Consider the following 14,657-nt stretch of genomic DNA (forward strand, 5'->3'; position numbering starts at 1 on the left):
CCTCTTTCTGCCAGGAATCCCAGTTAATCGATACGGTAAATGTGCCATCTCGGTCGCTTTTATGGTGAGCAAAAGCGTCAAGAAAAGCATTAGCAGCAGCATTATATACTTGCCCAAATTTATTTGTAATGGAAGTGATTGATGAAGACAGAACAAAGAAATCTAGTGGAACAGCCTTGAGAATTTTATTGAGAATTAGTATGCCTTTTATTTGAGATGCCAGCATACTTTCTGTAATTTCTGGCGTTTTTTGCAAAATCACGCCGCTAGCAGAAACCTCGGCTGCGTAGATTACACCATTGATCTGACCAAATCGCTCTTGGGCGAATGCGATCGCTTGTTGCATCTGCTCAAAATTGCTCACATCGGCGCTGACTACCAAAACTTCTGCACCTAGCTCTTTAAGTTTCTGGATTTCCCGAATCTTGAGGCTTGTGTTATCTTGCTCATCGTAAGTAGCTAGCCATTGTTCCCATTCCTCTGGTAAAGGAAAAGCTAAACCTCCTGTCAGGATCAGCTTGGCTTGTACAGTCTGTGCTAAATGTTGGGCTATGACAAAACCAATGTCTTCAAATCCACCTGTAATAAGATAAACGCCTCCTTCTTTTAACCTTGATATTCCTTGACCAGCTTTCTCCAATCGAATTGGCTCAAAAGTTTGCACCCAACGATGATTTCCACGGTAAGCAATAACCTTCTCAGAACTTAGAGCTTGTAACTCGCAGAGCAACTGCTCCAAAAGTTTCGGCTCAGTCTTAACTCCCAATCGGGGAATAACAACATCAATGCTACGACAGATAATGTTTGAGTATTCTTCCGCAATCACCCTAACGAGTCCGAGTAAAGTCGCCTTCTCTGGACACAGCAACTCTTCCCCCACAACTTCCTGCATATCGTTGGAGACAACCGTGATTTGACATTCATCAGTATGGTGTTTACTAAGTGCTTGGGCTAAAAACAGCAGACTGTAAAATCCTTTTTCCTGAATTTTGTCAACTTCCTCAAGTCTTAATTCTGCGTAACTGTGCGGTGTAATACTCCATAAATGAACAATCGTTTTTGGGCGTTTATTTTGTGCTAAAAGTTCATTGAACAAGGTATCATAATCATCACGTTGTTGAGGATTAAGGATATATACGCGATCGCTCGACTTTGTAAACGCTGACCCAATCTTCACCGTAATCACATCTTGACTCTCAAGTTCAAGTCGTTTTACTAGCTCAAAACCCAAACCGCACTCATCGATAAATACAAGAGTGCAAGCCAAAACTGACTTTTGACTTAGTTGAGGGGCAAGCAGCAGAGAGCGTTTCCAAGATGGGACATAAAACCAGTCGGCTATGTCCAGCTTTTTACCTAGTAGAGAGGTTGTAGGCAATTTCTTTTCACCCGTCTTGAGAGCGTTTACCTGTATTTTGGGTTCAATCCAGTAACGTTGACGCTCAAAAGGATAAGTAGGTAAAGGTATACGATGACGGCGCTCATGGATATAGAATCCCGACCAATCTACTTGTACTCCAGCAAGCCATAGCTGACCCAATGTATTTAACAATAATGCTACATCCGACTGACTTTCTTGTGCATAGCCCAAGGAAGTTAATACAATTTGCTGGGCTTCTTTATCAGAATGACGACGGGCGAATGCACTCAAAGTCTGCCCTGGGCCAACCTCTAGCAAAATGCGTTCTGGTTCTTTCAACAATTCTTGCATACTCTGAGCAAGGCGAACTGTTTGCCGCAGATGCCTCACCCAATAGTTTGGATCTGTCACCTCTGCTTCTGTAATCCAAGCTCCCGTAAGACTGGATACAAAAGGAATTTTGGGAGGATTCAGTTTGACTTTTTTAACTTCCTCTGTGAATGGCTCTAAGATGGCATCCATCATCACAGAATGAAAGGCATGGGAGGTATCCAGACGCATACACTCGACGCCTTGGGAAGCTAGCTGCTTCTGTAATGCCTCTACAGCATCTATGAAACCTGAAACTATGCAAAGAGATGATTCCTTAATCTCAGCTAGAGATAGTGTTTTGCCTAGCAGGGGTTGAACTTCTTTTTCTGAAAGTGGAATGGCAAGCATAGCACCTTCAGGCACTTGCTGCATGAGTTGTCCCCGCGCAGCTACTAAAGTCAAAGCATCTTCTAATGAAAGTACTCCTGCCAAACACGCAGCGACATATTCCCCAAGGCTTTCACCAATCAAAGCCTGGGGATGTATTCCCCACTCCATCCACAATTTTGCTAGGGCGTACTCGATGACAAAGAGCGCTGGTTGAGCAATTGCGGTCTGTTTCAGTTGTTGCGCGGCTTCTTTAGTCCTTTCTGTATTGGGGTAGAGTATATGTCGCAGGTCAAGCCCTAGATGTGGTTGGAGAAACTCTGAGCAGATATCTACCTGCTCTTGAAAAGTTGGCTCTGTCTGGTAGAGATCCAGCGCCATATTTACGTACTGTACTCCTTGCCCTGGAAACATAAACACAACGGGAGGATCTAGGCGATCTTGGTAGACCTGGAAAACCCGTTTCGGATCTTGTGTTTCCAAAATAGCGATCGCATCATTAATATCATGGCAGATTACCATCCGGCGATGGTTGAAAGCCCTGCGACCAACCTGAAGTGTGTAAGCAACGTTCGCTAGGTTAACATTTGAATGCTGCTTTAAGTATGCAATTAGATTCGCAGTGGCAATTTCAAGCGCAGAGATGGTTTTAGCCGAGAGTACCAACAATTGCCAGGGTCTGGATTCTTCCGAATATTTGATCGGTGGAGCTTCTTCAAGAATGACAAAGGCATTGGTTCCACCATAACCCGACGAATTGACTCCAGTCAGACGGGGTGTGCGATCTGCCTTCCATTCACAAATCTTAGTATTGACGTAGAAGGGGCTGTTATTAAAATCGATTTGGGGATTGGCTTGTTCAAAGTGCAGACTAGGTGGGAGCAGCTTGTGTTTAAGCGCTAACGTAGTCTTGATGAGACTTGTTACACCGGCTGCTGCATCTAGATGTCCGATATTGGTTTTCACTGAACCGATCGCACAGAAACCCTTCTTCTGAGTAGTAGTGTGAAAAGCTTTTTTGAGTGCAGTGATTTCAATGAGATCGCCCATAGCTGTTCCGGTTCCATGAGTTTCTATATACGTTATATCTTCGGCATCTACTCCAGCATTTCTCAGGGTTTCTACAATTACCTCCGCCTGACCTTCTACACTAGGGGCAGTGAAATTTACTTTCAAAGAGCCATCGTTATTGACTGCTGAACCCTTGATGACTGCATGAATGCAGTCTCCATCAGCAAGAGCATCCTCTAATCTCTTTAATACGACAATTCCAGCCCCACTGCCGAAAACAGTTCCCTGTGCTTTGGCATCAAAGGCTCGACAGTGCCCATCGGGAGACAACATCCCTCCTTGTTGATATAAATAGCCAGCTTTTTGTGGAACTTTAATTGAAACACCACCAGCTAAAGCCATATCACATTCTTCATTCAACAAACTTTGGCAGGCCAAGTGGACTGCAACCAATGATGTAGAACAGAAGGTTTGGAGAGTAATACTAGGCCCTCTAAGATTTAATTTGTAAGAGACACTTGTAGTTAGGAAAGCTTGACCACTGCCATGTAGAGGTTGTAAAGCTCCATTAACAGGATTTATAGTATCGCGGTTTGGATAAAGGTTTTCTAATAGATAGGTGTTCATATTTGCCCCGGCGTAAACCCCGATCAAACCCTTATAGGTTTCAGGATCGTAGCCAGCGTTTTCAATTGCTTCCCAAGCACACTCCAAGAAGAGGCGATATTGGGGATCTATAACTTCAGCTTCTTTAGGTTCAAAACCAAAAAATGACGCGTCAAACTCCTCTACGTTTTCCAGTATAGATGCGGTTCTAACATAATTAGGATTATTTAACAAGGCAGGATCGATATTTGAAGATACTAAATCACTCTCAGAAAAAAATGAAATTGATTCTACACCGTCCTGTAAATTTTGCCAAAACTCATCAATATTTTTTGCACCTGGAAAGTGACCTGCCATACCCACTACAGCTATATCTAAACCCGCTATATTAGAAAATGTTTCATGGATTTTCATTAGTACCTCTTTGATTAATTTTTTATAGAGCACCCTTCTGTTTCATTCTTTTTTCTCTTCGTCTTTGCCCCCGTCCGCTCCTTTCTTCCATAGGTTTGTCAGCCTGTTCCATATTTAAAGCTTTGCTCAAAGAACTGACTGTTGGACTTTCATAAAGACTGACTACAGGAATTTCTATATGTAATTCTTTACTTAATTGCGAAATAACTTGAACACCTACTAGAGAGTCGCCACCGAGTTCAAAAAAGTTGTCGTGGATACCTACTAAGTCAATACCAAGTAGTTTTTGCCAAACATCTGCAATTGTTTGCTCAGTTTTATTTCTAGGAGCAAAATAAGCATTACTCAACTGAGGTCGTTGATGTACGGATTTAGACTCGTTAGCCTTGCCTAAAGATTCCAAAAGAGCTTGGGCATTAAAATTGCGATCGCGTTCAATCACAGTTGCCAAATCTTCAGTCGATACTGCGACTCGAGGGACTGCACTGTTGAGAATATGTTTAAAGACTTTTATCCCTTCCGAAGGTAATAAAGCATCCATTAATAGGGATTGAGCATCAGAAATATCTTGTTTATTAACTAATCGCTTCACCGCCTCTACTGACATCCCAACATCTTGCCAATCAGTCCAGTTAATAGAAACTGTAAATGTCCGATCTCGATTGGTTTTATGATAAGCAAAAGCGTCAAGAAACTCATTGGCAGCACAATAGCCAACTTCACTAAATTTCTTTCTATAAATAATCGAGCTAAGAGATGAACAAAGAATTAAAAAATCTAACTTAACATCTTTCAAAAGGTTATCTAATACTAGTGTACCCTTGACTTTAGGGGCCATAATATTTTCTGTCATCTCTCGCGTTCTTCGAGAAATCACACCTGCATAATCCGCAATTCCTGCACAATGAAGAACACCATTGATTTGGCCAAACTGTTTCTGGATTTTTGCGATCGCTTCTTGCATCTGTTCCAGGTTAGCCACATCAGCGTTCAGTACCAAAACTTCTGCACCTAGTTCTTCAAGTTCCTTTACTTTCAAAATTTTACTACTGATACGATCTTGGCGATCGTTAGTAGCTAGCCATTGTTCCCACTCTTGTCTAGCAGGAAAAGCTGAACGCCCGATCAAAACTAGTTTGGCTTGTACCGCCTTCGCTAGGTGTGACGCTAGAGCAAGTCCAATGCCTCCGAGTCCACCTGTGATTAAATACACTCCTCCTTGCCTTAATCGCGATCTTCCTCCCTCTGCTTCTTCCAATCGGACTGGTTCAAAGGTTTGCACCCAGCGATGAAAACCACGATAGGCAACAACTATATCGGAGGATTGTATTTGTAGCTCATTCACCAGCTGATTTACAAGTTTCTCTTGTTGCCAACTTACTTCTTTTGGAATCACAACATCAATGCTACGACAGTTGATATTTGGATATTCTTGAGGAATGATCTTAACAGTTCCTAATAGAGTCGCCTTTTCTGGGCATAGCGGTTCTTCTTCAGTCACTGAGTGTATATTGTTGGAAATGACCGTTATTTGCAGCTCATCTGTAATTCGCTGTTTTCCAAGTGCTTGAGCTAAAAACAGCAGACTATAAAAACCTTTTTCTTGGGCTTCATCAACTCCTGCGATTCCAGATTGAATCCGATCGACAGAAGTCACACTCCATAAATGAACAATCGTTTTTGGGATCTTATCTTGTGCTACTAGTTCATTGAGCAGGGCATCATAGTCTTTACGTTGTCTAGGATTAAGGCTATATGCACGCTCATTCAACTTAATAAACTTCGACCCCACCTTCACTATAATTACATCCTGACCATCAAGCTGAAGTCGTTTAACCAGTTCTTCTGCCAAACCGCACTCATCGAGAAACACAAGAGTGCAAGACTTCTGAGCGATCGATTCCTTCTGTTTTAACAGTACAGCAGGTATAGATTGTTTCCATAAAGGTAAGTAGAACCAATCGGCAATATCTGGCTTTTTGCCAAATGACACAGGTTTAGCACTGTTATGCTGTCTGTATTTATAGTCTTCAATCCAATAACTCTGCCGCTCAAAGGGATATGTTGGTAGTGGGAGACGATGACGGTGTTCGTGGGCGTAAAATCCTGACCAATTTACCTGTACTCCATATAACCAGAGTTTGCCGAGTGTGTTCAGTAAAAATCCTATATCTGACTGTTTTTCTTGAGGATGTCGTAATGAACAGAGTGCTAGAGAATCTGAATGCTTTTTAACAAAAGTACACAAGCTGCTTCCTGGCCCCACTTCTAGCATGATGCAATTTGCCTCTTGCTGCAACGCAGAGATGCCGGCTGCAAACTGCACTGTTTGGCGTAAATGTCTTGCCCAGTAATCGGGATCTGTGGCTTCTTCTGCTGTTATCCAGGTTCCTGTGACGTTAGAGATAAAAGGAATCTGCGGCGGATTTAGTTTGACTTTTTTAACTTCTTTGATGAATGGCTCAATCATAGGTTCCATCATCGCAGAATGAAAGGCGTGGGAAGTATGCAAACGCCGACACTCTACACCTAATGCTGTAAGTTGCTTATGAATCGTGTCTACAGCATTATGGGTTCCTGAAACTACGCACAAACGAGGAGCATTGCTGGCGGCTAAAGATAAATTTTCATTTAGTAAAGTTTTTATCTCTGCTTCTGTTTGTGAAACCGAAAGCATAGCACCTGCTGGAAGTTGCTGCATCAGTCGTCCACGGATAGCTACTATTGCCAAAGCATCTTCCAGGGAAAATACACCAGCAAGGCAAGCTGCTACATATTCCCCTATGCTATGACCAATCATTATTTGGGGAGAAATGCCCCATGAGATCCACAATTTAGCGAGAGCATATTCTATAACAAATAATGCAGGCTGAGTAATATCAGTTTGTTGCAGTTTCTCTGCTGCGGCTTTTGACTCAGACTCGTTGGGATAAATCAGCGATACTCCTGCGGAGTCACTTCGTGAACGCAAATCCAACCCTAGATGGGGTTGCAGCAATTGACAACACAAATCAATCTGTTGTTGAAAAATTGGTTCAGTTTGGTAAAGTTCTTTAGCCATGTCCACATATTGAGCGCCTTGTCCAGGAAACATGAAGACGATGGGACGATACTTCTGCGGAGTAACTTCTTTACGAGAGGCTGCGCCAACGTGAATGCCACTTTCAACTAAGCGAGTGAAAACTCTTTCTGGATCTTCTAACTGCAAAGCGCTGACTGCATCCTCGATATCTTCACACACCAACACGCGACGATGATTGAACTCAGCACGCCCCACTTGCAATGTATAAGCTATATCTGCAAGATTAAGTTCTGGGTGCTGTTGCAGGTGATTAGCCAAATTTGCAGTTGTTGTCTCTAAAGCAGAGCTAGTTTTTGCAGAAACTACCAGCAATTGATACTTTCTCGCCTGCTCCCTTGCCCCTCGGTCACTGAGCGACTTGCCTTGAGCGAAGTCGAAAGGAGCCGTTCGCGCAGCGTCTCGTAGAGAAGGGCTGCTCCCCTGCTCCCCTCCAGGAGCTTCTTCTAAAATAATATGAGCATTAGTCCCACCTATACCCAAGGAACTCACACCAGCACGACGAGGAGTACTTCCTGTTTTCCATTCTGCTAGCTTTGCATTGATATAAAAGGGGCTGTTGGCAAAATCTATCTGGGGATTTGGCTGCTCAAAATTCAAGCTTGCTGGTATCTGCTTGTGTTTCAGGGCTAAAACTGTTTTAATCAGTCCGGCAATCCCAGATGCTGCATCTAGATGACCAATGTTTGTTTTCACTGAACCGACGGCACAAAAGCCTTTTTTGGTGGTACTGCGACAAAAAGCTTGAGAGAGGGCAGCAATTTCAATCGGATCGCCTAAAGCTGTACCAGTACCATGAGCTTCAATATAGTTGATTGTCTCAGGCTCAACTCCCGCCAGCATCATCGCTTCAGCAATCACCTCTGCTTGACCATTGACGCTAGGCGCACTATAGCCAACTTTACCAGAACCATCGTTATTGATTGCTGAACCTTTAATTACAGCATGGATACAATCACCATCTGCTAGAGCATCGCTCAATCGTTTGAGGACAACAACTCCTACACCATTACCAATAGTCGTTCCCTGTGCTTTGGCATCAAAAGCACGACAATGACCATCAGGAGATAGTGTTCCTCCCGATTCATGCAAATAACCTGTTTTCTGGGGTACGTGAATAGAAACTCCACCAGCTAAAGCCATATCACACTGATAATTCAACAAACTTTGACAAGCAAGTGTTGTTGCAACTAATGAGGTGGAACAAGCTGTTTGGATCGTAATACTTGGGCCTGTGAGATTTAATTTGTAAGAAACACGAGTAGTCAGAAAATCTTTATCATTACCAATTAATGTTTGATAACATTGCGCTGATCCTATGGGATCGCGGTTTAAATCTAATGAATAATAGTTATTTAGGCTAGCACCAGCGTAAACTCCGATACGACTATCATATCTATTGGAATCATAGCCAGCATTTTCTAATGCTTCCCAAGCACACTCTAAAAAAATCCGGTTTTGGGGGTTAGTAACTTCTGCTTCTTTGGCATTAAAACTAAAAAATGCAGCGTCAAATAAATCGATATTTTCTAATATGGCACTAGACTTTACATAATTGCGATCGCTGAGTGTAACGGAATCGATACCGTCAGATACTATCTCTTCATTTGTGAAGATAGAAATTGACTCTACACCAGATTGCAAATTCTGCCAAAATTCGTCAATATTTTTAGCACCAGGAAAACGCCCTGCCATCCCAACAATGGCAATGCCTTCTACAGCATCATTATGTATAGTGCTAATCATAAATCTTTTTACCTTGCTTACTCAATTGTTGTTTTTGGCGATTTATAGCCTCAATTTGCTTATTCACGCGATCGCGTGTTCCTGTAAAAGAAAGCTGTCGCTGTTGACTTAAATATTGCGCCAGTGAGTAAATAGTCGGATTCTGAAACATTTCTACAACTGATATGTTTAGCTGCAAAATTGCCCGCAGTTTATAATTAACCTGAAGCATCAATAGTGAATGCCCACCAAGGTCAAAGAAATTATCATGAATACCCACTCGATCGAGATGTAACACCTCTTGCCAAAGCTGTGCTATCTGCTGTTCCATTTCCGACTGGGGTACTTCATAAGTAGTCGTCAATGTTGGACGCAAGTCTTCTGGTACAGGTAAAGCACGACGGTTTACTTTTCCGTTAGGCAAAAGTGGTAAGGTGTCTAGAAAGATAAAAACACCAGGAACCATATATTCCGGTAACAGTTCTTTGAGATAACTTCGCAGTTCACTAGTTGTAAGTGTTTCGTCTGGTAAAAGAACAATATAAGCCACCAATTGTTGAACACGTGGTTTATCTTCTCGCGCCAAAACTACAATTTTCTGCACTGCTGGATGTTTGAGTAATACATTCTCAATTTCACCCAACTCAATCCGAAATCCTCTAATCTTAACTTGATGATCGATTCGCCCCAAGTACTCTAAATTTCCATCAAGTAAATAACGAGCTAAATCTCCAGTTTTATATAGCCGTGATTCAAGTTTATTATTGAACGGATTAGATATAAACAGCTCTTTTGTTAACTCTGGTCGGTTTAAATAGCCTCTAGCTAAACCAGCACCACCAATATAAATTTCTCCTGGGATACCAATTGGTACTGGTTGTAACTTAGTATCAAGTAAATAAATTTGTGTATTGGCAATTGGACGACCGATAATTACGTTGCTATCTCTATTTACTTGAGCAAACGTAGAATAGGTTGTATCTTCAGACGGACCGTAAAGATTAAAAACTTTCTGAATACGATCGTTTTGATAAATCTGTTCCACAAGTTGATTTTGCAGTGGTTCACCGGCAAGATTAACCGTTCTGACTGAAGGAAGTAAACCATCTACTTGCAGTAATTCTGCAATAATGCTTGGGACTGTATTAACCAAGCTTACCTCAGCAACCAATGAGGGTAAGTGTAAAGCATTTTCTACAAGAATTACTTTACCACCCCAACTGAGAGGAGCAAACAGTTCAAATACTGATAAATCAAAGCAAATAGAGGTTGATGCTAAAACTCCAGCAAGATCGTCATCTGTAAAAACTTCTCTTGACCATGTTAATAAAGCAACACAACTTTCATGGGCGATCGCCACACCTTTTGGTACACCAGTAGAACCCGAAGTATAGATGACATAAGCTAGGTGATTGGATTTTACTTCACTAAACAGATTTTCTCTGCTCTGTTGGGTAAGTAATTGTGAATCTCTATCAATACAGACAATATGCACATTCGATTTGGCAAACAATTCAACTAGATGGCTTTGAGTCAGCAGCACCTTGGTCTGACTATCTTCTACCATGAAAGCTAAGCGTTCCTGGGGATAGGCTGGATCTAGTGGTACATAAGCCCCACCTGCTTTTAAAATAGCTAACAATGCAATCAGCATTTCTAGGCTGCGTTTCATGCAGACACCTACAATTACTTCTGGCTTCACCCCTAGTTTTTGTAAGTAATGTGCTAGTTGATTAGCTTGGTCGTTTAACTCCTGGTAGGTTAATTTTTGGTTTTCAAAAATAACAGCAATATTAGATGGCGTTTTGTTTACCTGTGCTTCAAACAGTTGATGAATACATTTATCTTGTGGGTAATCTGTCTCGGTATTATTCCACTCAACTAATAATTGCTGTACTTCAGATGGTGTCAGGAGTTGCAAGTTTGCGATGCGTTGTTCGGGATTGCTAACTATACTTTCCAATAAAGTCTGGAAATGTACTAGCATTCGAGCGATAGTATCTGCATTAAATAAATCTGTGTTGTACTCACAAGTTGCAACCAACCCTTGCTCGTCATCCTCCATAAATAATGTCAAATCAAACTTTGATGTCCCGTTGTAACCCTCCTGACAAGTAACAGAGACATCTGACAGTCTGGGATTTGATATTGGCACATTCTGAAGAACGAACATTACTTGAAATAGTGGATTGTAACTCAAGTCTCTATTTGGCTGTATTTCTTCTACTAATTTCTCAAAAGGTAAGTCTTGATGAATGTATGCCTCTAAAGCTGTTGACTTTATCCGCGCTAGTAACTCCTGAAAACTCAGGTCGCCAGAAAGGTCTGTACGTAGTACTAAAACATTGACAAAAAAACCTATTAATGATTTAGTTTCTGCTCTGTTACGATTAGCTATTGGCGAACCTACTACAATATCAGTCTGACCAGTGTAACGATACAGCAACGTTTTAAAGGCTGTAAGCAAGGTCATAAACAGAGTTACTCCCAAATGACGGCTCAAATTCTTTAGCTCTTTTGTCAGAGTTTGAGAAAGAACTAGTTTCCCTTGAGCGCCTTTGAATTTTTGAACTGGCGATGTCCGATCGGAAGAAGCAAAGCTTCTACGCGGACGGTCAGTTGGTAAATTTAGTATAGGTAGCTGACCTTGCAACTTTTGTTTCCAATAAGTCAATAAAGATTGAATCCGATCGCAATCAAGCCATTGTCGTTGCCAATTGACATAATCTTGATACTGAATGGGTAATTCAGGAAGCGCCGGGAGTTTGCCTGTGGAGAATGCTTTATATAGTGCAGCTAGTTCTTCGATCAGAATACCGATAGACCAACCATCTGCAATTATATGATGTAGAGTGACAATTAAATGATAATTTTTATCACTTAATTGTAAAACTTTAGCACGCAAAAGTGATTGAGTAGCTAAATCAAATGCCTGCTGTGCAAATTCCGTAGCTAAACGTTGCGCTTCTTGAGGGCGTTCTCTTTCTAAAAATGAACGCAAATCCTCAATCGCCAAAGTTAAAGGTGGCGCTTGATTTATAACTTGGGCTGGTTGTCCATCAACTACTGTAAAGCTCGTCCGTAATACTTCGTGTCGTCTAATTATTTCGTTAAGACTATCTTGTAAAATTGCTAAATTAATGCAGCCTTTTAAGTTAATAACTATAGGAATGTTATATGCAGGACTATCGGGAGTTAGCTGATTAATAAACCATAATCCCTGCTGGCCAAAAGATAGAGGCTGAACGGATGTATTTTTATCTTGTTTGGTAAGGGATATTGACGGTAGTGCATCTGTTGTCAGTTGAGCGAGGATCTTTGTAGCTAGCGATCGCGTACTCATCCCTGCAAAGAAGTCTGCTACCGATACTTCTACTTCTAAATCAATCTCAACCCGGTTTTTCAATTCAAACACTTTTAAAGAATCAAGCCCCAGAACGCTTAATGGTTCATCAGGACTGATATCATCTGGTGCGATCGCCAGTACTCTCGCTTCTTGTTCAATCAGATAGATTTCTAAAAGCCGTTGACATTCCCTTGGAGAAAGCGCTAAAAGTTCGGAACGCTGTAATCGAGTTTCCTCTGTGACAATATTGCTAATTTTAAGAATATTACTGACAACGATATTCAATTCACCATTCTGAAACTGAGCGCGAGTTGCACGACGTTGAATTTTACCGCTAGAAGTTTTGAGAATACTACCTGGTTTAATCAAAACCACAGCATAAACTTGTACTTCATGTTCTTCTGTAACAGCTTGGCGAATTGCAGATATAACTTCTGCTAAATTTGGCTTGGCGCGAAACTTCAATTCTTGGACGATTACCAGCCGTTCTTCGTTGTTAACTTCGACTGTAAATGCTGCGCTAGCACCAGAATTTAAAGATGGATGACTGCGTTCTGCGGTTAATTCTATATCCTGTGGGTAAAGATTTCGACCGCGAATAATAATTAAATCTTTGGCTCTACCTGTAATGAAAAGCTCGTTATTTTGTAAAAACCCTAAATCTCCCGTCCGCAGAAAAGGGCCTACACCTGTATCTGATAGATAAGCATGGAAAGTTTCTGCTGTCTCTTGATAACGATTCCAATAACCTTGGCCAACACTCGGCCCAGATACCCAGATTTCCCCAATTTCATCAGGTTTACAACTACTGAGGGTTTCAGGATTAGCGATCGCCACTTCCAGTTGTGGTATAACTCGACCACAACTGACGAAATGATAGACATCCTCATCCTTAACAGATGATTCAACTACCCGATTCAATTCTAATGCAGGTTTTTGGACTGTCTTGATAATCGGTGATGTTGTCTTCTGCACACCAGAAACCATCAGAGTTGTTTCAGCCATTCCGTAACAAGGGTAGAATGCCTCTTTACGGAAGCCACAATCGGCAAAAGCTGCTGCAAACCGCTCTAGAGTATCATCCCGAATCGGTTCCGCGCCGTTAAATGCCACACTCCAACTACTCAAGTCAAGAGTCTTTTTTTGTTCGGAAGTAATTTTTTGAGTACATAACTCATAAGCAAAATTCGGGCCACCACTGGTTGTCCCTTGGTAATGAGAAATAGCTTGTAACCAACGATAAGGACGTTGGAGAAAGGAAGTTGGAGGGATGATAATGCAAGGAAAACCTCCATACAAAGGTTGCAATATTCCCCCAATCAGACCCATATCATGGTACATCGGCAACCACGTCACGAACTTACTTTCTGGAGAATGCTCCATAAATTGGTAAGTTGTGTCAGCATTGTGCAGTAGGTTTCCATGACTAATCATTACACCCTTTGGTGTCCCTGTAGAACCAGAGGTGTATTGCAGAAAAGCTAAGGTATCTCGATCGATAGAGGGTTCTTGCCAAGCATCTTCTATTCCCAGAGCAAGATTATCAGTAGTTAGCCACTGTAAAGACTCTAAGCCAGTCTTTTCTGACATTAAAGACCGCACTGTAGGCAGGATTTCTGTTGTAGTGAGAGCGATCGCTGCTTGTGCATCTAGAGAAATAGCTTTTATTCTCGGTGTGTTGCGCTGATTTCGAGGGGGATATGCCGTTACAGCCACAACTCCGGCATATAAACAACCGAAAAAAGCAACCAAAAAATCTAGTCCGGCTGGATAAAGTAGTAAGGCGCGTTCTCCAGTCAAACCCAATGCTTGTAATTGAGCAGCTATTCGACGCGATCGCCTATCCAATTCTTGATAGGTTAGCGTTGTTTGTTCTGTTTCCCCATCCAGCAAGAAGGTAAAAGCATCTCTGTTTGGCTGGGTAGAGCTTCTTAAGCGCAGTAAATCAACAAATGTAGAACCACTGCCACAAGCTTCAAGGAACCGATGAGAATATTGATTCATTTTGATTTTCAACTAGATACAACCCTGATACACTGCTGCTCTTTTTCTCGCTCTGACTAGAGAAAAATAAAAAGGAAATCGTTAATTAATTCAGCCAATTACTTAAAATTGTTTAAATCCTAATTAATGATTAGTGATTTTCTGGGAGCAATATCTAGCTTATTGCGAGTAATTTTTATTTATCTTCAGATTACACTAACGAGAATGAGTAGCTTTAGCAATAGACTAAGTATAGAAAGTTAATATCAACAAAAATACATTATATAAGTTTTATTTATGCTCTACTATTTATATCTGTAGATAGATGATAAATCTAAAAACGTCACTGGTAGACTGAAAATTCTGGGAAAATAAATATTTCATGACAAAATAAAAATGACCAATACCCGATCTTCAGGTTAAAATTCCACGAG

The 14,657-nt window shown here is 41.4% G+C and carries 2 protein-coding genes and 1 pseudogene; all 3 read right to left on the reverse strand.

Annotated features, from left to right (window positions below; genetic code table 11):
- Window position 1: 1 nt before the first annotated feature.
- Window positions 2-4,090 (reverse strand): annotated as a pseudogene (locus tag NSTC731_RS35430) (type I polyketide synthase); the annotation flags it as partial.
- A 22-nt stretch (window positions 4,091-4,112) separates the two neighbouring features.
- Window positions 4,113-8,915, reverse strand: coding sequence for an SDR family NAD(P)-dependent oxidoreductase (locus NSTC731_RS35435; RefSeq protein ID WP_445629022.1), 4,803 nt, complete (start codon window positions 8,913-8,915; stop codon window positions 4,113-4,115).
- Entirely contained in the window at window positions 8,908-14,244 is a 5,337-nt protein-coding gene (locus tag NSTC731_RS35440) for an amino acid adenylation domain-containing protein (protein WP_445629023.1), read from the reverse strand. The genes NSTC731_RS35435 and NSTC731_RS35440 overlap by 8 nt, the downstream gene beginning before the upstream one ends.
- Between the last annotated feature and the right edge of the window lie 413 nt (window positions 14,245-14,657).

It is taken from the genome of Nostoc sp. DSM 114167 (genome assembly GCF_052692655.1).